Raw genomic sequence first — 25,037 nt, 5'->3', positions numbered from 1 at the left:
GGCTTACGCCTCCTGCTGATAGCGTGCGAGTAGCGCCTTGAAGTCGTCGCCGAGGGTGGGATGGCAGCGACCATAAGCAAGCGTGGCTTCTAAATAGCCCAGGGGCTGCCCGCAGTCGTAGGTCACGCCCTGCATGCGATACGCTTCCACGCCCGATTGTTGGCGCAGCGTTTCAATGGCATCGGTCAGCTGAATTTCACCGCCAGCGCCGGGCGGGGTATTTTCCAGCAAGGAAAAAATCGACCCAGGCAGCGCATAGCGGCCAATGACGGCCAGGTTGGAAGGCGCCGTATCACGAGGAGGTTTCTCCACCACGCCGGCGGCCGGCGCGGCGTGACCCGGTGGCGGTGTCTCTCCTTGCAAGGCAACGATGCCATAACGCTCAACGTGGTCCCACGCCACCTCTTCCACCATCAGTTGCGCGGTATTGTGTTGGTCAAACGCCCGCAGCATGCCGTGTAAATCGTTGCCAGAAGAGGCGTTCGCCTGGTTAACCAACACATCAGGCAGTAACACAGCGAAAGGCTCGTTGTCGCCAATCACCGGACGAGCGCATAACACCGCGTGCCCCAGGCCTAATGGCTCGCCCTGGCGCACGCTGATGATATTAACGTCGTCGGGGATAATGCGGCGAATGCTATCAAGCAGGGCATGCTTGCCTTTGGCTTCGAGGCTGGCCTCCAACTCCGCGTGGGTGTCGAAGTGGTTTTCGATGGCACTTTTACTGCTGCTGGTGACTAAGACGATCTCGCGAATGCCTGCCGCCACCGCCTCTTCCACCACGTATTGAATGACCGGGCGGTCAACAATGGTGATCATCTCTTTAGGGATCGCTTTCGATGCGGGCAAACAGCGCGTCCCAAAGCCAGCAACAGGAAGTACAGCCTTACGAATCATACAAAGGTCCTTTTTATGCGTTCCGACCTCGGAGTGGGTAGAATGGGTATCATACACGACACATCGCTCATCGCTCACGAACGCCAGCGGTGGTTTTGGGCCGTTCATTATCTCGTTTTAAGACGCAGGGAGTCACGCACATGCAAGCGACATCTCAGGATAGCACTGCGCAAGGCTATCACGGCAATGTCGATGCGGCAGAAGTCGCGAAATTTGAAGCACTTGCCAGCCGCTGGTGGGATAAAAACGGCGAGTTTAAACCGCTGCACGACATCAATCCGCTGCGACTTGATTTTATCGATGCCCGCGCCGGGCTTGCGGTAAAGCGCGTGCTTGATGTGGGCTGTGGCGGCGGCATTTTGAGCGAAGCCATGGCGCACCGCGGCGCCAATGTGACCGGCATCGATATGGGCGAGGCCCCCTTGGCGGTGGCGCGCCTGCACGCCGAGGAGAGCGGCGTCGACATTACCTATCAGCAAGTCGCCGTCGAGGCGTTCGCCGATGAGCACGCAGGTAGGTTTGATATTGTGACCTGTATGGAGATGCTTGAACACGTACCCGACCCCGCTTCCGTGGTTGAGGCCTGTAGCCGCTTGGTGCGCCCTGGCGGGCACGTTTTCTTTTCCACGATCAACAGAACGCGTAAAGCCTATCTGTTTGCCATCGTGGGGGCGGAATACGTCCTCAAACTTTTGCCACGCGGCACACACGACTATGCCAAGTTCATTCGCCCATCGGAAATGGCCGCGTGGTGTCGCGCGTCGGGACTTGAGGTAAGCGAGCAGACCGGTCTGATCTATAATCCGCTGTTGCGCCAATATCGGCTTAACAGCCACGACGTCTCGGTCAACTATATGATGCACTGTCGCCAAGCGGAGGCGTGATGACGGCTGTAAAACGTGATGGACCACTGAACGTGCCGACCGCGCGTGCCTTACTGTTTGATCTGGACGGCACGCTGGTGGATACCGCACCCGATTTGGCCAATGCCACCAACGCGCTGCGGGCCCATCACGGCTTGGCGCCCTTGCCCTTTGCTACCGTACGCAAGCAGGTGTCTAACGGCGGCAGCGCCTTGGTCACACTGGCACTGGGGTTAGAGAAGGAACACCCCCACCACGGCGCGGCCAGAGCGTTTTTACTTGATGCTTATGAGCAGGCAATAGCGACCCATAGTCGGGTTTTTTCGCCCCTCGATACGTGGCTAACCCGCTGGCAAGGCCAAGGCGGTCGCTGGGGCATTGTGACCAATAAGCCCAGGCGCTATACCGAACCGCTTTTATCTGCGCTCGCGCTTGAGCCAGGCGCCCTTCTGTGCGCCGATGATTTAAGCGTCAAAAAACCCTCACCTGAGCCGCTCTGGGAAGCCGCGCGACGCCTAAACGCCGCGCCTCATGAGTGCTGGTATGTGGGTGACCACCTACGCGATATGCAAGCAGCCAAAGCGGCAGGAATGACAGCCGTGGCGGTAGGCTATGGCTATATCAGTGAAGAGGACGACTATCACCACTGGCCAGCGGATATATGGTTTAGCGACTGTGCGGCGCTGGTGACGGCTCTAGCCGCTTTTAACGCAACCGCCTAATCCCTTGCTGCATTGACAAAAAGCTAGCCTGGTTACGTTCGAGGTGGCTGGGCATCCCATTTCTGGCCGGTTTCTCCACGGCTATCAGGGCCCATTAACCATAAATAGGTGGGCATGATCTCTTCCGGTGTGCGCAGCGTGTCGGGGTCTTCGCCCGGAAAAGCGCTGCGGCGCATTTGCGTGCGGGTAGCGCCAGGGTTGAGGCTGTTGATGCGAAGGTTGGGCTGGCTCTCCATTTCATCGGCGAGCACTTCCATAAAGCCTTCCGTGGCGCACTTGGAGACCGCATAGGCGCCCCAGTAGGCTCGCCCTTTGCGGCCCACGCCGGAGGAAGTAAAAATCACCGAGGCATCGTCTGACTGCTGCAAAAGAGGTAGCAAGGCCTGGGTCATCCAAATAGGGCCGTTGAGATTGACCTGCATCACCTGGTTCCAAAGCTCAGGGTTGTACTGCTCGAACGGCGTAATGCGGCCCAGCATGCCCGCGTTGTGAAGGAGTCCATCCAAGCGACCAAACTCTTTATCCAGCGTTTGCGCCATTTCGTGGAAGTCTTTTAGCGTCGCGCCTTCGAAATTAAGCGGAAAAATAGCCGGTTGTGGCCCCCCCGCTTGCTCAATTTCATCATAAACATGCTCGAGTTTGGCAATCGTACGGCCAAGCAAAATCACCGTTGCGCCATGCTCGGCGTAGGCGAGCGCCGCCGCTCGGCCGATGCCATCGCCTGCACCGGTGACCAAAACAGTGCGATCTTTGAGTAAATCAGGCGTGGGCTGATAGTCGATTTTGCAGCTCATAGCGGTGGTTGAATCCTTGGTGTTAATTCAAGTGTTAATTCAAATTCTCTGATTGGCGTAAAAAGTCGCTGGCAAGCCCTGCCGCACTACTCTGCGGGTACTCCTCGCGAACGCGAGTCAAAAGTTCACGACTGCGTTCCGGTTCACCTTGGCGCGCTTTCAATAGGCCCAGCTTATAGAGCGCATCGGGGACCTTGCGGCTATCGCTGTACTGATTAATCACACGGTTGAAGGCTTCTTCAGCGGTGGCCAGCGCATCATTGGCCGCATAAAGCTCACCTAGCCAATAGTAGCCGTTGGGGGTAAGCCCTGATTCAGGGTGTTCTTCGACAAAACGTTCGAAGGCAGTAATGGCATCGTCAAAGCGCCGACCCTGAACGTGAGAAAAAGCCGCTTGATAAGCCTGCTGCGCCTCTTCGCTCACGGCACCGGCGCCGCTTTGGGCAGCCGCGGCTACTTGCTCGGCGGCCTCAGGCTCCACGCGTGACTCAGGAGCCGGCTCAGCGCTCTCTTCCTCGGAGGGCGCAGACGACGCTCTTTCGGTTTCTAACTGGGTTAGGCGGTCCTCCAAATCGATATAGCGCTGCTGGCTTTGGCGGGTCATCCGCTCAAACTCATGGCGCAACTCTTCAAGGGCACCGCGCAGTTCCTGAATTTCACGCTGATGCTCTTGCACCTGGTTAAACAGGACAAGGCTACCGCCGCTTGAGGGTTGCGTTTGCGTTTGCTGATAGAAGCTATTGGAAGAGGATGCCGAGAGGTCTTCCACTGTAGGTTGCTGGGCCCAAGCAGTGATAGGCAGCAACAAAGAGGCGATAAGACCCAAAACCTTATGCTTAGCACTTGCAAGACTGAAATTCATCAGGTCTCCTGAAGCCGTCTGTTAAACCCCGCTGTCACCAGCGGGGCTGCGGCGACCATAAAACGTTGAGATCCGCTCAGTAGCTAAACACCACGCGGCGGTTTTTCGCGTAAGCATCTTCACTCTGCCCACGGGCCTCCGGGCGCTCCTCGCCATAGCTCACCACGCTCATTTGGCTATTGGATACACCCTGAATGTTGAGGAAGCGCTTAACCGCATTGGCGCGACGCTCACCTAGCGCCAAGTTATATTCACGTGTGCCGCGCTCATCGGTGTGGCCTTGCAGCACGACATCCGCATTCGGGTTGGCGCGAAGATAACGGGCATGGGCCATCACCACTGACTCATACTCGCCTTTGATCGTATCGCGATTAAAATCGAAATAGATAGTCCGTACGTTCGGGATCCGTGAGTCGGCTTGTTGGCCGGTACGACTCTCGCTGCCCGAGGTGGAGCCGTATTGGCCGCCGCTACCCGCGCCGCGGCTTTCCGCCCCGCTGCCGGTTGTGCTACCCGTTTGTGATCCCCTTGACTCACCGCCCTGGGTGCCACCCGTGCTTGAACAGCCAGCAATGACCGCGATTGAGAAAGCCACCGTTAAGGCACGCACTATCGGTTTAATTTGCATCTTCTTCATACTCCTAATGTAAAACACACCTCTAATTTAAAAACGGTGACCATGCGGGTTCGCGCACATCACCTTGTGCTGCAGGCAGCCTAAAGGAAGAACGCCCATCGGCGGAAACAGCGCTTAATACCCCATTGCCGTTTTGTTGGGTAGCGAAGATTACCATGGTGCCGTTGGGGGCAACACTGGGGGATTCATCGCGGGTTGTTTCGCTCAGAATGACCAGGCGATCATTGTCCAGATCCTGGCGAGCTACTTGATAGCCACGATCGGAACGGTGAATCAAAAAGATTGCATCGCCTTCCGGGGAGAAGCGGCCACGGGCGTTGTAGTTGCCGGTAAAAGTGAGGCGCTGGCTCTTGTCGTTACTCAAGGTATAGCGATAAAGTTGCGGGCCACCGCTGCGGTCTGAGGTAAACAGCAAGCTACGTCCATCGGGCGCCCAAGAGGGCTCGGTATCGATACTGTTGCTATTTGTCAGGCGCTCAATGGAACGGCTAGCCACGTTCATCAGGTAAATATCCGGCTGACCGTCCTTGGACAGCGACATGGCTAGCCGACGGCCGTCGGGGGACCAAGCTGGCGCACTATTGATGCCCTCAAACGACGTGAGTTGAACGCGCTGACCACTTGAAACCTCCTGGACGTAGATGGCCGACTGCTCGGTTTCAAACGAGACGTACGCTAGCTTGCGGCCATCGGGAGACCACGCGGGGGAAAGAATCGGATGTTCTGAGCTAAGGATTTCCTGGCTATTGCGCCCATCCGCATCCGCTACATAGAGGCCAAACTGCATGTCATCGCCCACGCCCTGTGCGGTGACATAGGCGATCCGGGTAGAGAACGCCCCGCGAATGTCGGTAATCGCCTCAAATATCTGGTCACTTAGCCGGTGGGCGGCACCGCGCAGGTTACCTTCACCGCTGCGAATGCTTTCCGAGAGCATGCGGCGCTGGCCGCTAATGTCCATGAGTTCAGCATTGAGGCGGTAGCCCTCCGCGCTGGTGTCAATATCGCCCACCACCAAATAGCGCACATCGAGTGAACGCCACGTGCCAAACTGCACCTCCTGCGCATTATGGGGGCGTTCAAACATGGCGTCGCGCTGAAGCGGCGCAAAATAGCCGCTGCGCTCCAAGTTATCTTGGATGATTTGCGCCACGTCCTCGGGTAAGCCTTCATTACCGTCAAAAGGAACCACGGCAATCGGCAGCGCGCGGTCACTTCCCCGAGTGATTTCAATGGTGAGGTTAGCGCTGGCGGCGTTGCTTAAAAAAAGGCTAAAAAGGAGACTACCTATGAGTAGCAGCCGTGCTCGTAGTGGTGTCTGGCGTATGGTTTGCATCAGCGAACATCCCCCGGGGTAAATCGCAAATTAAATTGGCGTAAGTCGCGTTGCTGTGCGGGTGACAGGTCTCGCAACTCAGTAAAGGGTGCTGCATGCTCGACCGCTTGAATAGCCGAGCGATCAAAAGCGCTATCGCCACTCGATGTTGCCACGGCGGTGGCGAGCACCTCACCGGACGGTCCTAAACGAACTTGAATGGTGGCACTCATGTTATCACTTGCGCCACCAGGTATAAGCCATGCCTGCTCGACTGCACGGCGTACAATGGCACTAAAGCTATTGGCCGCTTGCTCTGCCTGACGTGCATTGGCCGCGGCTTGCGCTTCCCCTTCTAGCTGGCGTTGCCGTTCGGCAGCGGCTGCCTCCTCCGCTCGGCGGGCCTCTTCTTCCTCACGCCGGCGCTGCTCTGCGGCCTCCTGCGCTTGGCGGGCGAGCTCTTCCTCACGCCGGCGTTGCTCTTCGGCTTCCTGCGCTTGGCGGGCGAGCTCTTCCTCACGCCGGCGCTGCTCTTCGGCTTCCTGTGCTTGGCGAGCTTCTTCTGCCTCGCGACGGCGTTGCTCTTCGGCTTCTTGTGCTTGGCGAGCCTGTTCGGCTTCGCGGCGGCGCTCTTCCTGAGCTTGCTGTTCGGCTCGCTCGGCCTCACGCGCGGCGGCTTCCAACGCCTGCTGCTGCGCTTCTTCGGCACGCCGTTGCGCTTCGGCTTCTGCCTCGGCGCGGGCCTGCTCAAGGGCTTGGTTTTCGCGCTGAGCCGCCAGTGCTTCCGCTTGTTCGATGACCGCTTCTTCCAGCGGACGCGATGGCGCCGGCTCTTCTTGCGCTGGCGCTTGTGCGGGCGACTCTGAAGACGCACTCATTGAGGCTTGGTTATCATTCGCTTGCTGCGCTTGGTTTGTTGTCGTTTCTGTACTCACCAAGGTGGCGTTTACAATGGATGACGGCTCAGGCGCTTCATTCCTTTCCTCAAGATTAATGAGGCTAAACATGACCACGACAATGTGAACCAATACCGCAAGAACAGTCGGCAAAAGGTAGCCGACCTCTTGTTTATCCCGTGAAAAAAATGCCACAAGGCGTCCCCTGCGTTTACTCATCTTGCGGCGGCTCAGAAATGAGACCCACGTTAGCCACTCCCGCGCGCTGCAGTGTGCTCATCAACGTCACGACCTCGCCGTAGGCGATATGACGATCCCCGCGCACCATAACGGGGCTCTCTGGGCGGCGCTCCAGAATGACTGAGACGCGCTCGGCAAGCTCGTCTAGTGCCACAGCTGTCGTATCCCCCCCTAGCGTAATGTGGTAGTTACCCTCGCGGTCGACGGAGACCAGAATCGGATCGTTGTCTTCTGGCGTGTCGATCGGTTCCGAGGTCACTTGCGGCAAATCCACCTGCACCCCCTGGGTGAGCATCGGGGCGGTGATCATAAAAATCACCAGCAACACCAGCATCACGTCGATGAAAGGCACCACGTTGATTTCCGCCATTGGCCGGCGCTGCCCGCCACGATGAAAAGGCCCTTGCATACAGCGACTCCCTTAGCCTGACGTGGTGTCACGTCCTTGCAGATTGCGGTGCAAAATCGCGTAGAACTCCTCGGCAAAATCTTCGTACTTGCCCAGTAAGCGCCCTGCGCCATTAGAGAGGCGGTTATAGAAAATCACCGCGGGAATCGCAGCAAAAAGCCCCATGGCAGTGGCGATCAGCGCTTCGGCGATCCACGGTGCCACTGTCGCCAAGGTGGCTTGCTGGGCCATGGAGAGAGACTGAAATGAGCCCATAATCCCCCACACCGTGCCGAAAAGGCCAATATAGGGGCTAGCCGATGCCACCGTGGCAAGAAAGATCAAGTGTTGGTTGAGCCGATCCTCTTCACGTGACCAGGCAACCCGCATACTGCGCTGCACCCCCTCAAGCACGGTATCCGCCTGACGGGTTTTGGCCACTAAGCGATGAAACTCCCGAAACCCAGACTGAAAGATACGCTCGGCCCCTTGGCGCGCGTCATCGACGGGAATCTCTCGGTAGAGATCATTTAAATCGACGCCCGACCAGAAGGTCTCTTCAAAATGATCGTAGGCTTTTTTTGCTCGATGCAGGGCAAAGCTGCGCTGAAAGATGACCACCCATGACAGCAGGGACCCGAGCACAAGTAGCAGCATCACAAGCTGGACAACCGTACTGGCGCTCATGATCAGATGGGGAATCGACATGCTGTTTTCGTTCACGGGTGTCCTCTTTTATCTGGGAGTTAGGTGATTAGGTATTGCGCATTAAAGCGGTTACGTATCGAGTAATGCCACCAGGGATGGCGGCCAGGCTTTAGGCCTTAAGCGTTTAGCGTCCAAACACGCTATCTCGACTGTGGCGCTACACAGGAGTTCCCCGTGGCGCTTAGCTTGTTGCTCAAAGGTCATCCGGCAGCGGCCGATGTCGATTATGTCGGCTGTCACATCGATGGCATCATCCAGCTTTGCGGGTTTTGCGTAGTGGCACGCCAAGCGATATACCACTAGCTGCGTCCCTTCGTCTAGTAACACCTGTTGATTGAAGCCTTGTTGCCTTAGCCATTCGCTACGCGCGCGCTCCATAAACTTCAGGTAGTTAACGTAGTAGACAATGCCGCCCGCGTCTGTGTCCTCCATATAAACCCGAACCGGCATGGCAAAGGCATGGCTCATGGTCTCACTTCCCCCGCACTGACGGGCGCCTGCTCGTGGGGCACGCGGCTAAAGTGCGCCCACGCCTGCCGAGTCACCACGCGCCCACGCGGGGTGCGCATCATTAAGCCTTGCTGAATCAAATAGGGCTCGATGACATCCTCGATCGTATCGCGCTCTTCGCCAATCGCCGCCGAAAGAGAATCGACACCGACCGGGCCGCCGTCGAATTTATCCATCATGGCGAGCAAAAGACGCCGATCCATGTGATCGAGCCCATGATGATCAACGTTGAGCATATTCAGCGCGGCATCGGCAATCGCCACATCGACATGGCCACTGCCTTTGATATCGGCGTAATCCCGCACCCGCCTCAGCAATCGGTTGGCAATCCTTGGCGTGCCGCGCGAGCGTTTGGCGATTTCAGCGGCACCCTCCGCGCTGGTATCGACGTTTAGTAACCTTGCCGAGCGCGTGACGATGGCGCTGAGTTCTTCAAGGTTATAAAACTCCAAGCGCTGGACAATGCCGAAGCGGTCGCGCAGCGGTGACGTGAGAAGCCCGGCGCGGGTCGTGGCGCCCACTAGCGTGAAGCGCGGCAAATCAAGCTTAATCGAGCGCGCCGCTGGGCCGTCACCGATCATGATATCGAGCTGGAAGTCCTCCATCGCAGGATAGAGCACTTCCTCCACCACGGGCGAAAGCCGATGAATTTCGTCGATAAAAAGCACATCGCCGGGCTCTAAATTGGTCAGCATCGCGGCGAGATCACCGGCGCGCTCAAGCACGGGCCCCGAGGTGGATTTCAAGTTAACCCCCATCTCGGTGGCAATAATATTCGCCAGCGTGGTTTTACCCAGCCCCGGTGGGCCAAATACCAGGGTGTGATCTAGGCTCTCTTCGCGCAGCCGAGCGGCACCGATGAAGATATCCATCTGCTCGCGCATGCGCGGCTGGCCGATGTAGTCGCTAAGACGCTGGGGACGAATCGCATGATCCATCCTGACTTCACCCTGCTCCGGCGCGGCGGCGATCAAGCGATCCTGTTCTATCATGGGGCTCCTTCCAGGTGAAACAGTTGGGCTAGCTGCTTAGACGCTGCGTCAGTGCGGCTTTAATCAGCGCTTCGGTGGGCTGCTGAGGGTCGAGCCCCGCGAGCATTTTGGCCGCTTCAGTGGGCTTGTAGCCCAAACTGATCAGTGCCGCCTCGGCATCGGCTAAGCTATCGCGCTGGCCTTGTGCTGAGGCAACCTCCAGAGGTAATGGGGAGTCCGCGCTATTTTCCCACTCGGGGAAGCGGTCACGCATCTCGATTATCAGTCGCTCGGCGGTCTTTTTGCCCACACCGGGCAGGCGAGTCAACGCTTTACTGTCGTCATCGCGCACGCAGCGCATGAAGGCATCCTCATCCATCCCGGAGAGAATCGCGAGCGCCAATTTCGGCCCCACCCCGTTGACCTTGATCAAGGCACGAAACAGCGCCCTTTCATGTTCCCGAGCAAAACCATAAAGCAGGTGGGCGTCGTCACGAATGGTCAAGTGGGTATAAAGCGAAACCGTTTCGCCAGTGGCGGGTAGCGCCACTAGCGTATTCATCGACGTTTCCACTTCATAGCCGACGCCGTGTACGTCGATGACAATCAAGGGCGGATGCTTTTCCAGCAACGACCCGGTAAGGCGTCCAATCATAGCTGACCTTTCAAAATATCTGGCTCTCCATCGGGAGTCTACTATAAAGCCCCTCTGTACAAGTGACCAGTGATGCCATGGGGATACTGGGTGATTGATTGGTGGCAAGTGGCGTTTATAGACGCCAACGGCCGTTTTTGCGTCGCGAGCGCTGGGAGGTGGTAGCGGCTACCAGCCCGCTGCGCGCGTAGCCATCGGTCAGCGCAATGGCGAGGGCATCGGCGGCATCGGCCTGGGGCGTCGCCGATAGGCGCAAGATTGCCGTGACCATGTGCTGCACTTGCGTCTTATCCGCGCCGCCTTGGCCGGTTACTGCCTGTTTGATCTGACGTGGCGAATACTCATTGACCGCAAATCCGAGATTCGCCATGCAGACAAGCGCAGTGCCGCGCGCCTGACCAAGCTTCAACGCCGAATCGGCATTTTTGGCCATGAAAACACGCTCGATCGCCACACACATCGGTCGATGTAACCCCACGACTTCGCTGAGCCCGGCATAAATTTGCGCCAGGCGCTGCTCCAGTGCCACATCCGTGGTGCGAATACAGCCACTGGCCACATAGCGGGGCTTGCCTTGGCACAGATCAATGACACCAAAGCCGGTAATCCGCGAGCCCGGGTCGATACCTAGAATACGCGGCGAACTATCGAGCGGCTGCTCGGGCATCGTGTTTCGAATCCCCTAATAGGCAGGTAAAAAAACTAGGCAGTTAAAAAGCCGTAACAAAAACACCGACGCCCTAAGGCGCCGGTGCCGTATTGCTCTGCAAAAGCCTTGGCGGCTACCACAGGAGGGATTACTCCCCTGCGGTTTCCGCTTTGGCCTTTTGGCGCAGACGGATATTGAGGTCTTTCAGCTGCTCCGCGCTGACTTCGCCCGGCGCGTCGGTCATCAAGCAGGCAGCACTTTGAGTTTTCGGGAAAGCGATGACTTCGCGGATAGTGTTCGCGCCCACCATCAGCATCACCAAGCGATCCAACCCGAAGGCCAAGCCACCATGGGGCGGTGCGCCGTACTGCAGCGCGTCGAGCAAGAAGCCGAACTTCTCGCGCGCTTCTTCTTCGCCAATACCCAGAATCTCAAACACGGTGCTCTGCATGGCTTGATTATGGATACGGATAGAGCCCCCGCCGAGTTCTGTGCCATTCAGCACCATGTCATAGGCGCGGGAGAGCGCCGCTGCCGGATTGGCCTTGAGCTCTTCGGGGCTGCAAGCAGGTGCAGTAAACGGGTGGTGAAGTGGGCTTAAACGACCGTTGTCGTCGGCTTCAAACATCGGGAAGTCGACAACCCACAGCGGTGACCAGGCTTGGGTATAGAGGTCGAGGTCGGCGCCCAGCTTATTGCGTAGCGCGCCGATGGCTTCGTTAACGATGCGAGCTTTATCGGCACCGAAAAAGATAATATCGCCATCTTTAGCGTCAACACGGTCGAGCAGTTCTTCGACCACGTTCTCCATGAACTTGACAATGGGTGACTGCAGCCCTTCAAGGCCTTTGGCGCGCTCGTTGACCTTGATCCAAGCCAAGCCTTTGGCGCCGTAAATGCCGACAAATTTGGTGTATTCATCGATCTCTTTACGCGAGAGCGTCGCGCCACCGGGCACTTTCAGCGCCGCCACGCGGCCATCTTCTGCCTTCGCGGGGCCGGAAAAGACCTTGAAGTCGACTTGCTGCATTAAATCGTCGACGTCGGTCAGCTCCAGCGGAATACGCAGGTCAGGCTTATCGGAGCCGAAGCGATGCATGGCATCGTGCCAGGTCATCCGCGGAAAGACGGGTAAATCAACGTTGAGCACGTCTTTAAAGAGCTGGCGAATCATCGACTCGGTGATCGCCATGATGTCATTCTCTTCAACAAACGACGCCTCGATGTCGATCTGCGTGAACTCCGGTTGGCGGTCGGCGCGCAGATCCTCATCGCGGAAGCACTTGGCAATCTGGTAATAGCGATCGAAGCCGGACACCATCAGAAGCTGCTTAAAGAGCTGCGGCGACTGCGGTAGCGCGAAGAAGCTACCGGCGTGGGTGCGGCTGGGAACCAGATAGTCGCGCGCGCCTTCGGGTGTCGCGCGGGTGAGCACCGGCGTCTCGATATCCAAGAAGCCTTGGTTCTCTAAAAAGGCACGCACGTTATGAGAAATGCGCGAACGCAAGCGTAGCTTCTCAATCATGTCCGGACGACGCAAATCGATATAGCGATGCTTTAAACGCACCTCTTCACCGACTTTGCCGTGCTCATCGAGCTGGAACGGCGGCGTCGCCGCGGTGTTAAGTACCTCAACCTCTTTCGCCAGCACTTCAATCATGCCGGTGGGCATGTTGGGGTTTTGCGTCCCTTCCGGGCGCGGACGAACGCGACCGGTAATGCGAAGCACATATTCACCACGGGCGCGATCGGCATTGGCGAACGCTTCGGCGGTGTCTGGGTCAACCACAAACTGCGCTATGCCGTCGCGGTCGCGCATATCGAGGAAGATAACGCCGCCGTGATCCCGACGACGGTGTACCCATCCGCAAACGGTAACCGTTTGATCCACCAACGTTTCGTTTAGCTGGCCGCAATAATGGCTGCGCATGTCAAATCCTGTTCTGTGTTGTGGCAAAGTGGGGAAATAAATAACGGTAGAACCGTGAAGAGTCGGCTAGCGAGAAAGCTTACGTCTCAAGCGGCAGCGCCATCTGACTTTTTGCTGCTATCTTTCGGTTTAGCACTGCTTGGCGCGGTCGCGCTTTCTTTGCTGCTATCGGCTGCCAGATTCTTTTTGCTACCCGTTTTGAAATCGGTTTCGTACCAGCCGCCGCCGGCCAGGCGAAAACCCGCCGCTGAGACAAGACGCGATAGCGTGTCGCGTTCGCAAACGGGGCAGTCCGTTAGCGGGTCAGCGCTGATTTTTTGCAGTTTTTCCAAACGATGGCCGCAGGCCTTGCACTCATATTCGTAGATGGGCATGTTGTTGACTCCTGAAAAGCGTGGCCCAGACAGGACATTGGCATGCTCATTCGCTGCCAGGCTGCTATATGCGGCCAAATCGGGAAAATTCCAAGACGGCGGTTGGTAAAGCGGGCGTATTATACCCTTTTGTAACCCCTGCCGAGCAAGTCGCTACCGGATAAATGCTGTCACGTGATAACACATCACTTAATAACATCGCTGGAGAGAAGACAAATGCCAAACGCCGTGATACTCGACGCTGAGAGCCTAGGACCTGATATCGATTTGTCCGCCATCCGCGAACAGGTCGACAACTTAGGCGTATACGGGCAGAGCAGTACCGCTGAGGCACGGGAGCGCTTGGCGGACGCTGAGATCGCAATCGTCAACAAAGTCGTACTCGATGCGGAAACACTGGCCGCCCTGCCACGGCTAAAGCTAATTTGTGTGCTCGCGACCGGGCTTAATAACATTGACCTGGAAGCCGCTGAAACGCACGGTATCAGCGTCAAAAATGTCTCAGCCTATGGCACCGCCAGCGTGTCGCAACATACGTTAATGCTGATGCTGACGCTCGCCAATCGCTTGCCACTCTATCAGCGGGCGATTGCGGCGGGTGAATGGCAAAAAAGCGATTTTTTCTGCTTGCAGGACTACCCGACGCTTCAACTCGCGGGCAAAAACCTGGTCATGGTCGGCCAAGGCGAGCTCGGCAGCGAGGTTGCCCGCCTAGCAGAAGCCTTCGGCATGACCGTGACCTTTGCGGCGCGGCCGGGTAATGAAGATAACGATAAGCGCCCCTCTTTGGATGAGCTGCTGCCAAGCGCCGATATCATAAGCCTTCACTGCCCGCTCAACGAAACCACCCGCCACCTTATCAACCAAGAGCGCTTAGCGCGGGCCAAGTCGTCGCTGCTTTTGGTCAACTGTGCTCGCGGGGGGATTATCGATGAAAAGGCCGCGCTTAAGGCTCTCAGAAACGGCACACTGGGCGGCCTCGGAGTCGATGTGCTACCCAGCGAGCCGCCCCGCGATGGCCACGCCCTACTCGATGCGCTTAGCCAAGGAGAGGCGTTAAACTTGATCGTCACGCCTCACAACGCCTGGATTACTCCCGAGGCGCGGCAAAATATTGTCAAACTCACGGCCGACAATATCCGTAATTGGCGGTCAGCTTAACGCCTTAGTAGGTAGAAAACGTATCCGGCGCATGGGCTTGTTCCAACACCTCAAACTCTACATGGGTCACATGCGCCTTCTCCGACCCCTGCCATAGCCATTCGGAAAGCGTTTTAACGTCCTCTTGTGAACCACACATCAGCACTTCAACGCGCCCATCGGGAAGGTTTTTGGCATATCCGGTAATACCCAGTTTGAGTGCCTGCTCTTGAGTCGAACCGCGATACCAAACGCCTTGAACTTTGCCCGTTACCCAGGCTTTTGTGCAGCACCGTGACATATCATTCTCCTTGATTGTTACAGGGTCGCTTAGGCCCGCTTTGTCTTTCATCGACAAACTCACGTTTAACGATAACAGCACTGTTGCGCGGCACCAAGGTACGCCCGCGGCGCAATAACAGCGAGCGGGTGAAGGCTGCGCCAAACAGAAGAATAAGGGATGAGTAGTAAACCCACAGCAAAATCATCACGACAGAGCCAGCGGCACCGTAAGTAGAAGCCGTGGCCGTATAGGCCAGATAGATCGCGATAAGGCTGCGGCCAATGGTAAACAGCACTGCTGTCACCACCGCACCGATGAGTACATCCTGCCAGCGCAAAATCACATCGGGCAGAACCTTGAAAATAGTGGCGAATAGCAGCACCACGACACCAAGGGCAATCAGCGACTCCGCGCTTGAGGCGAGCAGTCCGATATACGGCACCAAGTCATCCGCCGCCTGTAGCATGCCGCGAATGATTACCCCGGCCACCAGCGATACCAGCAGAATAAAGCCGATAGAGAGCACCACGGTAAGCGACAGCAAACGGTTTTTGATAAAAATCCAGGCGCTGTTAGCGGTAGGCCGAGCGGTAACCCCGAAAATTGTATTCAATGAAAACTGCATCTGGGCAAATACCGTGGTCGCCCCGACCAAAAGTGCCCCCACGCCCAGAAGCGTGGGCAATAGTCCCGCTTCTTCAATGCGTGATTGCGCCACCGCCTGCTCAATGGCGACAGCTGCATCCGTGCCTAGGGTTCCCTGAAGTTGGCTCACAATTTGCCCTTGAGCAGCCTCTTCTCCCATCACCACGCCGATGACGGTAACCGCTATGATAATGGTCGGGGCAAGGGAAAAGAGCGTATAAAACGCCAGTGACCCCGCGTAGCTAAACGCATTACGTTCCAACCAAAGCTGAATGGCATCTTTTACCACATTCATCCAAAACGTTGCGGTACGTTTGACCATCGGTTGCATCCCTGTCTTTGAGTAAATATGTCCTAGCATACCGAACCTTAGGGTGGATGACAGGTCAGTCATCAATTGCGTCACGCGCGTTAACTGCCATAATGACGACCGATTTGCCGCACAATCGGCCGCGCCCTTTTCGCAGGAGCCTCCCATGCCCTCAGAACATTCAGCCACTCAAGTTCATGACGCTCAATCGTATGATTTTGATTGCCTGGTGTTTATCGGCCGTTTTCAACCCCCCCACCTTGGCCATTTGGCGGTGATTCGCGAGGCGCTTAAGCAAGCGCGGCAAGTGATTGTGCTCGTTGGTTCGTCCTGGCAGGCACGCTCGTTGCGTAACCCTTGGCAGTTCGATGAGCGTCAAACGATGATTCGTTCGGGGTTTGATGACGATGAGAATCGGCGTTTGGAAATCACCCCCCTATTGGATGCACTGTATAACGACGATGTCTGGGTGCGCGATGTGCAACGTCGTGTACGTGACTTAACCGCGCCCGATGTTGCCAAATTGCCGCGTATCGGCTTGATAGGGGCTAGCCGAGGGCAGTCGAGCTACTACTTATCGCTTTTCCCCCAATGGGAGTCGGTGAGCGTACCGTTGGTAGAGGGGATTTCCGCCAGCCAAATCCGCGAGCGGCTGTTTCGCTCGCCAGGGGCAACGGATGACTATTTGAGTACCGGCGCCTACCATGACCTTCCTCCTGGCGTGGTTCAGCAGGTAGCCGAATTTTGCCAAGGCGATGCCTACGAACAGCTGCTAGAAGAACAGCGTCTCCTTGATCAGTACCGTCAGGCATGGGCCCAAGCCCCCTACCCGCCCATTTTCGTGACCGTTAATGCCGTCGTCGTGCAGTCGGGGCATGTGCTGCTCGTTCGGCGCAAAGCCGCACCGGGTAAAGGCTTGTACGCTCTACCTGGCGGCTTTATCAACCCGCACGAACGGCTACTGGATGCTTGCCTGCGCGAACTTCGCGAACGCATTCGGCTGAAAGTCCCCGAGCCGGTGCTTAAGGGGTCGCTGCGGGGGCAGCGTCTATTTGATGAGCCGCACCGCAGTTGGCGCGGACGTACGCTTGCCGAAGCGTTCTATTTCGCCCTTCGCCCCGACCAGCAACTGCCCAGGCTAAAGCCGGTAAAAGGCGGCGACCATGCCCGATGGGTCGCACTGGCCGACCTTGAGCCTGATAGCCTTTTTGAAGACCACTTTTTTATCATTCAGAACTTTTTAGGCTTACCGGCCGATTTCGGCAGCGCAGGCGCTTGAAGAGCACTCGTTTGAAGCGCATTTTAGCCTGGAAGATTAGCCCTGAAGAAAGTCTCTAGGTAGTTTCATCATTTGTCGCCATAGGCGCTCAACGCCCGGTTTGTGCACCAATGAGCAGCGGTATAAACGGATCTCAAGCGGGATATCCCAACTCTCATCGCCGGCCCGTACGAGTTGACCATTTTTAAGCTCTTCACGAATGCAGAAATCGGGTATCCAAGCAACCCCCACGCCCTGAAGCACCATGCCTTTAAGCCCTTCGGCCATGGCGGTTTCATAAACAGTGCGTAAGCGCATCCGTAACGGGTCGTTTTTCAACAACATGCGCACGCTACGGCCCAAAAAGGCCCCTTGTGTGTAGGCTAGATAAGGAATCGCACTTTCACTTTTTAGGGTATAGCGCGGTTTACCCTGCTCGTCGGGCAGGGTGACCGGTAGCATTTTGACCTTGCCGATGGAAAAAGAGGGGAACACTTCAGCATCGAGCTGCATCGTGGCAAAAGGATCGTAATATGCCAGCATCAAGTCGCAATTGCCTTCGCGCAACACATGGATCGCTTCCCCCACGTTCATGGCGACTAAGCGCGTGGGCAGCTCCCCTAACCCTTTTTGGAGCCGGGAAATCCAGGGGGGGAAGAAACTTAACGCCAGGGAGTGGGCCGCCACTATATCCAAGGCTTCATTGGCAATGGAGAGCCCGCGCAGATGGCTAAGCGACTCGTTAAGTTGCTCAACCAGATTGCGGGCCGTTACCAGAAAAAGTTGCCCTTCTGAGGTCAGCCCTACGGGCGTTGTGGAGCGGTCGACCAGCGTGACGCCAATGGCTTGTTCCAGCGCCCGAATCCGGCGGCTAAAAGCCGGCTGAGTCACATGGCGCTGCCGCGCAGAGGCGGAAAAACTGCGCGTATTGGCTAGGGCGACAAAATCTTCTAACCATTTGGTTTCTAAATTCACCCTAGACTCCTATTGATCGAACGTGACGTGCCTGCGCACGGTTATTGTATGGGGGAAGTTAAGTAAGCTGCGCGTGAAACAACCTTTTTCCATAAAGGTCGCTGCTGAATTTCATCCAGTGAAACGCGCCGACAGTGCGAAAAATCCTTTTCCAGCATCACACGTACATTGGCGGCAAAATCGGGACTGGGTATAAAGGCGGTGATTTCAAAGTTTAAGCGAAAAGAGCGATTGTCCAGGTTTACGGTACCTACCGAGGCGGCTTCATTATCGACAAGAATGACTTTTTGGTGGAGAAACCCCGGGAGATAACGGTATATTTTTACTCCCGCGCGAAGCATATCGGGCAAGAAGGAAAACGCCGACAGAAACACCAGCAAGTGGTCCGGGCGTTCGGGAATCATTACCCGAACATCCACACCGCGCATTGCGGCAAGTCTCAGCGCATCTTGCACCCCCTGGTCGGGGACAAAATAGGGGCTTGTGACCCATAAGCGCTTTTGCGCGCTATGAATCATGTTCTGCACCAGAAGGCTCGCCGTATCTAACCGGTCTGCCGGGCCTGACGGCACCACGATGACATGGTGGTTGGTGGAAGGCTTCGTTTCGGGTTGCCAATTGAGGTTGATGACCTCGCCGGTCGCCCAGTGCCAATCTTCCCAAAAGGCTTCTTGTAGCCCCATCACGCTGGGACCTGTCAGCTTTAAGTGGGTGTCTCGCCAAGGACCGTGGCGAGGGTGCTCGCCAAGATACTCCACGCCCACGTTAAAACCGCCTACCCAACCCTCTTTGCCATCCATCACCGCCACCTTACGGTGATTGCGAAAATTGAGTTGAAAGCGATGTTTGAAACCGCGTGACGAACGAAAGGCGCTCACTTCGATGCCTTCCTCTTGGAGGTCGCGCAAGTACCCTTCATTAAGCTTACGGCTACCCAACTCGTCGTACAGAAAATAGACCCTCACGCCCCGGCTCGCCGCCTCCAGCAATCGCCGCTGCAATTTACGCCCGAGCGCATCGTCTCTGACGATAAAAAATTGCAGCAGGATATAGGACTGGGCGTTGTCGATTCCCAAAAACAGGCTTTTAAAGGTGACATCCCCATCGACTAAAAGCTCTGCTTGATTGCCTTCGGTGAGTGGCATCATCGCGAGCTGCTCAACCGCATGGGTATCCGCGCTCGGGGACACCACGCAGTAAGGCATCATATTGGCACGATAGCGCGCCAGAACACGGCGCAGTACGCTATCACGCTCGCCCCTGGCGGAGACGTAGCCATAAAAGCGTGGCCGCCCAAAGCACCAATAGGCTGGCAGTGCGACATACGGAAAGGTCAGCAGTGAAATGATCCAGGCCACCGCGCCTTGCGATGTGCGACTCGACATCAGCGCCATAATCGCTGATAAGATACCGAGCACGTGTATCAGCGCAATGCCCGCCCCCCACAGCCAGGAGGTCATGTTATCTCCAGCACGTTATCTCCAGCATGCACTCACTAAGCGCAAACAAGCCCCAAAATAGGCGTTATTGTAACAGCTTATTCGGCGTATTTATGCGCAACGTCTGATATAGAACTTACGCGGCGTATCATACGCCGCCACCTAAACAAAGGCCCCGCTAAAGCGGGGCCTAGTCAGAACCGTCGTTCTTTTAGCGACTATCAGGCTTTCTCAGCGATAATTTCTTTCCATTTCGCCGGCCCTGTTTGGTGGACGGATGTGCCTTGGGTATCCACGGCAACGGTCACCGGCATATCTTCGACTTCAAATTCGTAGATAGCCTCCATCCCGAGATCTTCAAACCCCGCCACGCGGGACTTTTTGATCGCTTGCGCCACCAGGTACGCGGAGCCGCCAACGGCCATCAGGTACACCGCCTCGTTGTCACGAATCGCTTCAATAGCGGCTTGGCCCCGCTCTGCCTTGCCGACCATGCCCAAAAGCCCGGTCTCTTCCAGCATTGTGCGGGTGAATTTATCCATCCGCGTTGCCGTTGTCGGGCCGGCCGGGCCAACCACTTCATCACCGATGGGATCGACCGGGCCAACGTAATAAATAAAGCGCCCCTTGAGATCCACCGGCAGCGGCTCACCCTTGGCGAGCATGTCCACCATGCGCTTATGAGCGGCGTCGCGGCCGGTCAGTAGCTTGCCGTTGAGCAGCAGTGTGTCGCCTGGCTGCCAGGTTTTCACCTCTTCGGGCGTGACGGTATCCAGGTTGACGCGCTTGACGTTGTCCCCCATTTCACGGGTGATTTCCGGCCAGTCCTCAAGCTTGGGCGGATTAAGTGCAGCGGGGCCAGAGCCATCCAGGGTGAAATGCGCATGGCGTGTAGCGGCACAGTTGGGAATGATCGCCACGGGCTTATTGGCCGCATGGGTGGGGTAATCCTTGACCTTAATATCCAGAACCGTGGTCAATCCCCCCAGACCCTGCGCGCCAATGCCCGACTTATTGACTTTATCAAACAGTTCCAGGCGCAGCTCCTCGGCGCGATTTTCCGGGCCGCGCGCTTGGAGGTCCTGAATATCGATGGGGTCCAAAAGTGCCTCTTTGGCGATCTCCATGGCTTTTTCCGCCGTGCCGCCAATGCCGATACCCAGCATACCGGGCGGACACCAGCCGGCGCCCATTTTGGGTAGCTGCTCCATGACCCAATCCACGACGCTATCGGAGGGGTTGAGCATGGCAAACTTCGACTTCGCCTCACTGCCGCCACCCTTCGCCGCGACGTGAACCTCGACCTTATCGCCCGGCACGATCTTGTGGTGAATCACCGCCGGCGTGTTGTCTTTGGTGTTCTGGCGTTTACCGTCCGGGTCGGCCAAAACCGAGGCGCGCAGGATGTTATCCGGCAGCTGGTAAGCGCGACGCACCCCCTCGTTGATCATATCGTCTAGGCTCATGTCCGCGTCCCACTGCACGTTCATGCCGACATGAACAAAGACCGTGACAATGCCGGTGTCCTGGCAAATGGGGCGATGCCCGGTGGCGCACATGCGCGAGTTGATCAGAATCTGGGCAATGGCGTCTTTTGCCGCGGGGTTCTCCTCGCGTTCGTACGCAGCCGCCATGGCATCGATAAAATCTTTGGGATGGTAGTAAGAAATGTACTGCAGCGCATCGGCAACGCTTTGAATCACGTCATCCTGGCGAATCACGGTCATGGAGAGAGAGCTCCTTGTTATCGTCTGGACACGATGCCAACGACCCCAGCATCGCATTAGCGGGCAGCAATTATAGCGTATTGTGCCGTCTATCGGCACTCTCATTGGGGCTCTGTGGATCTTGTTTGAATTGTGCTTTGGTGTGAGTGTAAACCCAAGATAACGGTATAAATATTATTCTCGGTTATCCGGCTGGCAGTACGGGCAGAGATAGAGCCGCCGCGAGGCGACTGTGATACGCTCAATGGCAGTTGCGCAGCGGTGGCAAAGCAACCCCTCACGCGCAAATACGGCAAATCGCCATTGCCGCCGCCCTTCACCTTGGTCTTGGGCTTTTTTCGTCCAGTCCGCGCTATTGGTCACACCAGCCTGACGATACGCCTGCCAGGTAACGTCAACGATATATTGCGCCAAACGCTGGGTTTGGGTATCGCTTAAATCGCACGGTCGATACCCAGGATGCAACGCCGCAAAAAACAGAATTTCACTGCGCAGATAATTCCCCAAGCCCGCGACAAAACCTTGATCCAGCAAAAGCCCTCCCAGACCGCGACGCCGGTATTCAGGCAGCGCCAGCCGCTCGGCGACGGTATCAACGCTGACCGCCTGACTTAACAAATCAGGGCCAAGGCGCGCCAAAAAAGGGTGTTGGTCGAGGGTGCAGGCCCACCACATGCTGATATCGGAGGCGCTATACAAACTAGCCGCCCTCCCCTGGACGACCAATCGCGCACGCAGCGAGCGACGCGTGGAGGGCTCCGTTTCGGCGCGATGGCATTTCCACACGCCATACAGTTGATTGTGCGAATAGAGCACGCGCTGGTCGGAAAAGTGAATCAGCATCGCTTTTCCCCGGGTATCTACCCGGCAAACCGACTCACCAATAAGCGAAGACGCGTGGGGCTTAAGCGCCTCAAAGGCAAACCAGGCGTCTTGAATCGGGCCACCGCGTAGCTGCTTCTCGATTTGGTCCGCCGCGCGACGGATTTCGGGTCCTTCCGGCATCGGCTACCCCAGCGCCAGCTGCTTCTCTTTGAGGGAGTGAATTTTATCGCGCAGCCTTGCGGCCTCCTCGAACTCCAAGTTTTGCGCGGCTTCAAACATGGCGTCTTCGAGCTTGTTGATCGCTGCCGCGACGTCATCCGGGTGCATGCTACTCGGCTCATAAGCGGCTTCCGACTCAGCAACCTTACGTTCGCTGCCCCGGCGGCGGTGGGCTTTCTTGCTGCCCGGCGCTTGGCCGGCTTCCATGATATCGGCCACCGAACGGGTCACCGTCGTAGGCGTGATACCGTGCTCGGCGTTGTGCGCCATCTGCTTGGCACGGCGACGCTCGGTCTCGTCGATGGCTTTGCGCATGGAGTCGGTCACCCGATCGCCGTAAAGAATTGCCTTACCATTAGCATTACGCGCCGCGCGGCCAATAGTCTGAATCAGCGAGCGCTCAGCGCGCAAGAAGCCCTCTTTATCCGCGTCAAGAATCGCCACTAGCGATACTTCGGGGATATCCAACCCTTCGCGCAGCAAGTTGATGCCGACAAGCACGTCGAACTTCCCCAAGCGCAGATCACGGATAATCTCCACCCGCTCGACGGTATCGATGTCTGAGTGGAGATAACGCACGCGGATATCGTGCTCGTCGAAGTATTCGGTTAAATCCTCGGCCATCCGCTTGGTCAATACCGTGACCAACACCCGCTCGCCGACCTCGGTGCGCAAACGGATTTCGGAGAGCAGATCATCCACCTGGGTGCTCGCCGGGCGCACGTCGATTTCCGGATCAAGCAGCCCCGTGGGGCGTACCACCTGCTCGACGACTTGCCCCGCGTGCTCCGCTTCGTAGGGGCCGGGTGTGGCGGAGACAAAGATCGTTTGCGGGCAGATCGCTTCCCACTCTTCAAACTTCATTGGGCGGTTATCCAGCGCGGAGGGGAGCCGGAAGCCGTACTCCACTAGCGTCTCTTTACGTGAGCGGTCGCCTTTATACATGCCGCCCACTTGCGGCACGCTAACATGGGACTCATCAATGAACAGCAGCGCGTCATCGGGTAAATAGTCAAAAAACGTCGGCGGCGCCTCTCCTGGGTTGCGACCTGAAAGATAGCGCGAGTAGTTTTCGATGCCGTTGCAGTAGCCAAGCTCCAGCATCATTTCGATATCGTAGAGCGTGCGCTGCTCCAAGCGTTGCGCTTCCACCAAGCGATCGTTTTTGCGCAGCCACGCTAGGCGCTCTTTGAGTTCGTCTTTGATCTCTTCAATCGCTTGCAAAATCGTCTCCCGGGGGGTGACGTAGTGCGATTTCGGGTAGATCGTCATGCGCGGCACTTGGCCCCGCACGTCGCCCGTCAGCGGATCAAAGAGGCGGATGGAGTCGATCTCGTCGTCGAACAGCTCAACACGGACGGCTTCGTCTTCGGCGTCGGCCGGGAAAATATCGATCACGTCACCGCGCACGCGATACGTACCGCGGCGGAAATCCATATCATTACGGGTATATTGCAGCTCGGCCAAGCGACGCAGAAAGGCGCGCTGGTCGATCAGCTCGCCGCGGGTGAAGTGCAAGCGCATCTTCAGGTATTGATCAGGGTCGCCCAGGCCGTAGATGGCCGACACCGATACCACAATCAGCGCGTCGCGCCGCTCCAACAACGCCTTGGTCGCGGAAAGGCGCATCTGCTCAATGTGGTCGTTAATCGAAGCGTCTTTCTCGATGAACGTATCCGAGGAGGGAACGTAAGCTTCCGGCTGATAGTAGTCGTAGTAGGAGACAAAATACTCCACGGCATTATCAGGAAAAAAGGCTTTAAATTCGCCGTAAAGTTGCGCCGCCAAGGTTTTATTGGGCGCCATCACAATCGTTGGGCGCTGCAACGTCTCTACCACGTTGGCCATGGTGAAAGTTTTGCCCGACCCGGTAACGCCCAGTAAGGTTTGATGCGCAAGTCCCGCTTCCAATCCCCCCACCAGCTGGGTAATCGCGGTAGGCTGATCACCCGCTGGGGCAAATTTTGACTGTAAGCGAAACGGTTTGCTCATCAAGGCTCCTATGGGCAAATGTATAGCAAGAAAATAGAGAGAAACAGAATGACGGGCTACATAGAGGGCGCTATCACTTAACGATCGTGCGCGTACTGACGTCTACCGTGGCCTCTGTCATTAGGCGGTGGATAGGACAGCGATCACTGATCTCTTCAAGCCGAGCGCGCTGTTCCGGGTCATCAATGCCGTGAAATTCAAGCGCCACGTCGAGTTTATACACCCCTTTGCGCTCTTGGCTGTCGTCGCGGGTTACCGTGGCGGTAATGCCTTCCAATGGCCACTTTTTGCGCTGTGCGTACATTTTCGACGTGATCGCTTTGCAAGCGCCAAGGGCCAAGTCAAAGTAGTCGTGTGGGTCCGGCGCGCTCTCTTCGCCCCCGTACGCTTTGGGTACATCCGCATAGAGGTCATCAAAGCCCGAGAGTTCAACGCGGTGGCGAAAGATGCGGTTGCGTTCACTGATCACGGTGATGCTTTTGTCCATTACGACACCTTAACCTTCAATTTTAATGCGTTAACCGCGTTGATCAGCGCGTCACGTTTAGCCCGCCCTTCGACTTCGGCACCATGGCGCCCCACTTCGGCACTTTCGACGCCATCGACCATCATCAGCGCCGTGGTAATCTGATTGACTTGGTCGGCCGTTTCGACGCCTTTAAAACTCAATGACTGCTGCTGCGCCATCCGCGCTCTCCTTTTTACTTGGGCCTATCGATACCCTCCGCGAGTCTAGCACGCCAAAGGGCGCTTGCAATTAAGCCGCGGCGCCCAAACATGGTAGAGTCAATATCGATTCTCAACTAAATGCCC

The 25,037-nt window shown here is 56.8% G+C and carries 27 protein-coding genes; 4 read left to right on the top strand and 23 right to left on the bottom strand.

Annotated features, from left to right (window positions below):
- Positions 1 to 3: 3 nt before the first annotated feature.
- Entirely contained in the window at positions 4 to 897 is an 894-nt protein-coding gene (galU, locus tag BQ9846_RS04165) for a UTP--glucose-1-phosphate uridylyltransferase GalU (RefSeq protein ID WP_075879333.1), read from the bottom strand.
- Positions 898 to 1,037: 140 nt separating this feature from the next.
- Here galU and ubiG point away from each other — a divergent pair, with 140 nt between their 5' ends.
- Complete coding sequence (gene ubiG, locus BQ9846_RS04160; RefSeq protein ID WP_075879332.1) at positions 1,038 to 1,781, top strand: bifunctional 2-polyprenyl-6-hydroxyphenol methylase/3-demethylubiquinol 3-O-methyltransferase UbiG; 744 nt, start codon at positions 1,038 to 1,040, stop codon at positions 1,779 to 1,781.
- Positions 1,781 to 2,482 (top strand): HAD-IIIA family hydrolase, encoded by a 702-nt coding sequence (locus BQ9846_RS04155; RefSeq protein ID WP_075879331.1) that lies wholly within the window; start codon positions 1,781 to 1,783, stop codon positions 2,480 to 2,482. Before ubiG ends, BQ9846_RS04155 begins: the two co-directional genes overlap by 1 nt.
- Before the next feature lie 32 nt (positions 2,483 to 2,514).
- On the opposite strand, the gene BQ9846_RS04150 is transcribed toward BQ9846_RS04155, so the two are convergent.
- The 13 genes from BQ9846_RS04150 to BQ9846_RS04090 form a co-directional block, all read right to left on the bottom strand.
- On the bottom strand, positions 2,515 to 3,276 hold the full coding sequence (locus BQ9846_RS04150; protein ID WP_075879330.1) for a YciK family oxidoreductase: 762 nt from the start codon (positions 3,274 to 3,276) through the stop codon (positions 2,515 to 2,517).
- A 34-nt stretch (positions 3,277 to 3,310) separates the two neighbouring features.
- Entirely contained in the window at positions 3,311 to 4,138 is an 828-nt protein-coding gene (gene ybgF, locus BQ9846_RS04145; protein ID WP_075879329.1) for a tol-pal system protein YbgF, read from the bottom strand.
- Between the two features lie 76 nt (positions 4,139 to 4,214).
- Positions 4,215 to 4,766: a peptidoglycan-associated lipoprotein Pal gene (gene pal, locus BQ9846_RS04140; protein ID WP_075879328.1), complete on the bottom strand. Its 552-nt coding sequence runs from the start codon at positions 4,764 to 4,766 to the stop codon at positions 4,215 to 4,217.
- Positions 4,767 to 4,797: 31 nt separating this feature from the next.
- The gene (gene tolB, locus BQ9846_RS04135; protein ID WP_075879327.1) at positions 4,798 to 6,111 is read right to left on the bottom strand and encodes a Tol-Pal system beta propeller repeat protein TolB; all 1,314 of its coding nucleotides are present in this window, start codon (positions 6,109 to 6,111) and stop codon (positions 4,798 to 4,800) included.
- Positions 6,111 to 7,181, bottom strand: a complete 1,071-nt coding sequence (gene tolA, locus BQ9846_RS04130; protein WP_328585365.1) for a cell envelope integrity protein TolA — start codon at positions 7,179 to 7,181, stop codon at positions 6,111 to 6,113. The genes tolB and tolA overlap by 1 nt, the downstream gene beginning before the upstream one ends.
- A 16-nt stretch (positions 7,182 to 7,197) precedes the next feature.
- The gene (gene tolR / locus BQ9846_RS04125; protein WP_075879325.1) at positions 7,198 to 7,635 is read right to left on the bottom strand and encodes a protein TolR; all 438 of its coding nucleotides are present in this window, start codon (positions 7,633 to 7,635) and stop codon (positions 7,198 to 7,200) included.
- 12 nt (positions 7,636 to 7,647) lie between these two features.
- On the bottom strand, positions 7,648 to 8,337 hold the full coding sequence (gene tolQ / locus BQ9846_RS04120; protein WP_075879324.1) for a protein TolQ: 690 nt from the start codon (positions 8,335 to 8,337) through the stop codon (positions 7,648 to 7,650).
- Between the two features lie 54 nt (positions 8,338 to 8,391).
- Positions 8,392 to 8,790 carry a tol-pal system-associated acyl-CoA thioesterase gene (ybgC, locus tag BQ9846_RS04115; protein WP_075879323.1) on the bottom strand — a complete coding sequence of 133 codons (399 nt, stop codon included), beginning with the start codon at positions 8,788 to 8,790 and terminating at the stop codon, positions 8,392 to 8,394.
- On the bottom strand, positions 8,787 to 9,824 hold the full coding sequence (ruvB, locus tag BQ9846_RS04110; RefSeq protein WP_075879322.1) for a Holliday junction branch migration DNA helicase RuvB: 1,038 nt from the start codon (positions 9,822 to 9,824) through the stop codon (positions 8,787 to 8,789). Before ruvB ends, ybgC begins: the two co-directional genes overlap by 4 nt.
- 28 nt (positions 9,825 to 9,852) lie before the next feature.
- Positions 9,853 to 10,458: a Holliday junction branch migration protein RuvA gene (ruvA, locus tag BQ9846_RS04105; RefSeq protein ID WP_075879321.1), complete on the bottom strand. Its 606-nt coding sequence runs from the start codon at positions 10,456 to 10,458 to the stop codon at positions 9,853 to 9,855.
- A gap of 115 nt (positions 10,459 to 10,573) precedes the next feature.
- Positions 10,574 to 11,125 carry a crossover junction endodeoxyribonuclease RuvC gene (gene ruvC, locus BQ9846_RS04100; protein WP_083651458.1) on the bottom strand — a complete coding sequence of 184 codons (552 nt, stop codon included), beginning with the start codon at positions 11,123 to 11,125 and terminating at the stop codon, positions 10,574 to 10,576.
- 130 nt (positions 11,126 to 11,255) lie between these two features.
- On the bottom strand, positions 11,256 to 13,037 hold the full coding sequence (gene aspS, locus BQ9846_RS04095; protein ID WP_075879319.1) for an aspartate--tRNA ligase: 1,782 nt from the start codon (positions 13,035 to 13,037) through the stop codon (positions 11,256 to 11,258).
- A gap of 86 nt (positions 13,038 to 13,123) precedes the next feature.
- Entirely contained in the window at positions 13,124 to 13,411 is a 288-nt protein-coding gene (locus BQ9846_RS04090) for an FmdB family zinc ribbon protein (RefSeq protein ID WP_075879318.1), read from the bottom strand.
- 216 nt (positions 13,412 to 13,627) lie between these two features.
- On the opposite strand from BQ9846_RS04090, the gene BQ9846_RS04085 reads away from it, so the two are divergent.
- Positions 13,628 to 14,572 carry a D-2-hydroxyacid dehydrogenase gene (locus tag BQ9846_RS04085; protein WP_075879317.1) on the top strand — a complete coding sequence of 315 codons (945 nt, stop codon included), beginning with the start codon at positions 13,628 to 13,630 and terminating at the stop codon, positions 14,570 to 14,572.
- 4 nt (positions 14,573 to 14,576) lie between these two features.
- Here BQ9846_RS04085 and yccX read toward each other — a convergent pair whose 3' ends face one another.
- Together yccX and BQ9846_RS04075 are read right to left on the bottom strand one after the other, a co-directional pair.
- Positions 14,577 to 14,852 carry an acylphosphatase gene (yccX, locus tag BQ9846_RS04080; RefSeq protein WP_075879316.1) on the bottom strand — a complete coding sequence of 92 codons (276 nt, stop codon included), beginning with the start codon at positions 14,850 to 14,852 and terminating at the stop codon, positions 14,577 to 14,579.
- A 1-nt stretch (position 14,853) separates the two neighbouring features.
- On the bottom strand, positions 14,854 to 15,801 hold the full coding sequence (locus tag BQ9846_RS04075) for a YihY/virulence factor BrkB family protein (protein WP_075879315.1): 948 nt from the start codon (positions 15,799 to 15,801) through the stop codon (positions 14,854 to 14,856).
- A gap of 154 nt (positions 15,802 to 15,955) precedes the next feature.
- Between BQ9846_RS04075 and BQ9846_RS04070 the strand changes: the two genes are divergently transcribed.
- Positions 15,956 to 17,068, top strand: coding sequence for a bifunctional nicotinamide-nucleotide adenylyltransferase/Nudix hydroxylase (locus BQ9846_RS04070; protein ID WP_075879314.1), 1,113 nt, complete (start codon positions 15,956 to 15,958; stop codon positions 17,066 to 17,068).
- Between the two features lie 36 nt (positions 17,069 to 17,104).
- Here BQ9846_RS04070 and BQ9846_RS04065 read toward each other — a convergent pair whose 3' ends face one another.
- The 7 genes from BQ9846_RS04065 to BQ9846_RS04035 all read right to left on the bottom strand — a co-directional run bounded on the left by BQ9846_RS04065 (position 17,105) and on the right by BQ9846_RS04035 (position 24,911).
- Complete coding sequence (locus tag BQ9846_RS04065) at positions 17,105 to 18,022, bottom strand: LysR substrate-binding domain-containing protein (protein ID WP_075879313.1); 918 nt, start codon at positions 18,020 to 18,022, stop codon at positions 17,105 to 17,107.
- A 41-nt stretch (positions 18,023 to 18,063) separates the two neighbouring features.
- Complete coding sequence (cls, locus tag BQ9846_RS04060) at positions 18,064 to 19,482, bottom strand: cardiolipin synthase (protein WP_075879312.1); 1,419 nt, start codon at positions 19,480 to 19,482, stop codon at positions 18,064 to 18,066.
- A 200-nt stretch (positions 19,483 to 19,682) separates the two neighbouring features.
- Positions 19,683 to 21,188, bottom strand: a complete 1,506-nt coding sequence (locus tag BQ9846_RS04055) for a fumarate hydratase (RefSeq protein WP_075879311.1) — start codon at positions 21,186 to 21,188, stop codon at positions 19,683 to 19,685.
- Positions 21,189 to 21,362: 174 nt separating this feature from the next.
- A complete protein-coding gene (gene nei, locus BQ9846_RS04050; protein ID WP_075879310.1) occupies positions 21,363 to 22,193 on the bottom strand; it encodes an endonuclease VIII in 831 nt (276 codons plus the stop codon).
- 3 nt (positions 22,194 to 22,196) lie between these two features.
- Positions 22,197 to 24,224 carry an excinuclease ABC subunit UvrB gene (uvrB, locus tag BQ9846_RS04045; protein ID WP_075879309.1) on the bottom strand — a complete coding sequence of 676 codons (2,028 nt, stop codon included), beginning with the start codon at positions 24,222 to 24,224 and terminating at the stop codon, positions 22,197 to 22,199.
- A gap of 73 nt (positions 24,225 to 24,297) precedes the next feature.
- Positions 24,298 to 24,711 (bottom strand): OsmC family protein, encoded by a 414-nt coding sequence (locus BQ9846_RS04040; RefSeq protein ID WP_075879308.1) that lies wholly within the window; start codon positions 24,709 to 24,711, stop codon positions 24,298 to 24,300.
- A complete protein-coding gene (locus BQ9846_RS04035; protein WP_075879307.1) occupies positions 24,711 to 24,911 on the bottom strand; it encodes a hypothetical protein in 201 nt (66 codons plus the stop codon). The genes BQ9846_RS04040 and BQ9846_RS04035 overlap by 1 nt, the downstream gene beginning before the upstream one ends.
- Positions 24,912 to 25,037 lie beyond the last annotated feature (126 nt).

This window comes from Vreelandella massiliensis, from assembly GCF_900155385.1.
Lineage (GTDB): Bacteria > Pseudomonadota > Gammaproteobacteria > Pseudomonadales > Halomonadaceae > Vreelandella > Vreelandella massiliensis.
This window is presented reverse-complemented; position numbering and strand designations above follow the sequence as displayed.

Bases quoted from the DNA above. Each gene is read 5' to 3' on its own strand.
- BQ9846_RS04055 (WP_075879311.1), bottom strand. From the start codon at position 21,188: ATGACCGTGATTCGCCAGGATGACGTGATTCAAAGCGTTGCCGATGCG.
- ruvC (WP_083651458.1), bottom strand. From the start codon at position 11,125: ATGCCCGAGCAGCCGCTCGATAGTTCGCCGCGTATTCTAGGTATCGAC.
- BQ9846_RS04070 (WP_075879314.1), top strand. From the start codon at position 15,956: ATGCCCTCAGAACATTCAGCCACTCAAGTTCATGACGCTCAATCGTAT.
- ruvB (WP_075879322.1), bottom strand. From the start codon at position 9,824: ATGATAGAACAGGATCGCTTGATCGCCGCCGCGCCGGAGCAGGGTGAA.
- ybgF (WP_075879329.1), bottom strand. From the start codon at position 4,138: ATGAATTTCAGTCTTGCAAGTGCTAAGCATAAGGTTTTGGGTCTTATC.
- BQ9846_RS04155 (WP_075879331.1), top strand. From the start codon at position 1,781: ATGACGGCTGTAAAACGTGATGGACCACTGAACGTGCCGACCGCGCGT.
- BQ9846_RS04150 (WP_075879330.1), bottom strand. From the start codon at position 3,276: ATGAGCTGCAAAATCGACTATCAGCCCACGCCTGATTTACTCAAAGAT.
- aspS (WP_075879319.1), bottom strand. From the start codon at position 13,037: ATGCGCAGCCATTATTGCGGCCAGCTAAACGAAACGTTGGTGGATCAA.
- yccX (WP_075879316.1), bottom strand. From the start codon at position 14,852: ATGTCACGGTGCTGCACAAAAGCCTGGGTAACGGGCAAAGTTCAAGGC.
- ruvA (WP_075879321.1), bottom strand. From the start codon at position 10,458: ATGATTGGACGCCTTACCGGGTCGTTGCTGGAAAAGCATCCGCCCTTG.
- galU (WP_075879333.1), bottom strand. From the start codon at position 897: ATGATTCGTAAGGCTGTACTTCCTGTTGCTGGCTTTGGGACGCGCTGT.
- BQ9846_RS04090 (WP_075879318.1), bottom strand. From the start codon at position 13,411: ATGCCCATCTACGAATATGAGTGCAAGGCCTGCGGCCATCGTTTGGAA.
- tolR (WP_075879325.1), bottom strand. From the start codon at position 7,635: ATGCAAGGGCCTTTTCATCGTGGCGGGCAGCGCCGGCCAATGGCGGAA.
- nei (WP_075879310.1), bottom strand. From the start codon at position 22,193: ATGCCGGAAGGACCCGAAATCCGTCGCGCGGCGGACCAAATCGAGAAG.
- uvrB (WP_075879309.1), bottom strand. From the start codon at position 24,224: ATGAGCAAACCGTTTCGCTTACAGTCAAAATTTGCCCCAGCGGGTGAT.
- pal (WP_075879328.1), bottom strand. From the start codon at position 4,766: ATGCAAATTAAACCGATAGTGCGTGCCTTAACGGTGGCTTTCTCAATC.
- BQ9846_RS04035 (WP_075879307.1), bottom strand. From the start codon at position 24,911: ATGGCGCAGCAGCAGTCATTGAGTTTTAAAGGCGTCGAAACGGCCGAC.
- tolB (WP_075879327.1), bottom strand. From the start codon at position 6,111: ATGCAAACCATACGCCAGACACCACTACGAGCACGGCTGCTACTCATA.
- ybgC (WP_075879323.1), bottom strand. From the start codon at position 8,790: ATGAGCCATGCCTTTGCCATGCCGGTTCGGGTTTATATGGAGGACACA.
- BQ9846_RS04075 (WP_075879315.1), bottom strand. From the start codon at position 15,801: ATGGTCAAACGTACCGCAACGTTTTGGATGAATGTGGTAAAAGATGCC.
- BQ9846_RS04040 (WP_075879308.1), bottom strand. From the start codon at position 24,711: ATGGACAAAAGCATCACCGTGATCAGTGAACGCAACCGCATCTTTCGC.
- cls (WP_075879312.1), bottom strand. From the start codon at position 19,482: ATGACCTCCTGGCTGTGGGGGGCGGGCATTGCGCTGATACACGTGCTC.
- BQ9846_RS04085 (WP_075879317.1), top strand. From the start codon at position 13,628: ATGCCAAACGCCGTGATACTCGACGCTGAGAGCCTAGGACCTGATATC.
- ubiG (WP_075879332.1), top strand. From the start codon at position 1,038: ATGCAAGCGACATCTCAGGATAGCACTGCGCAAGGCTATCACGGCAAT.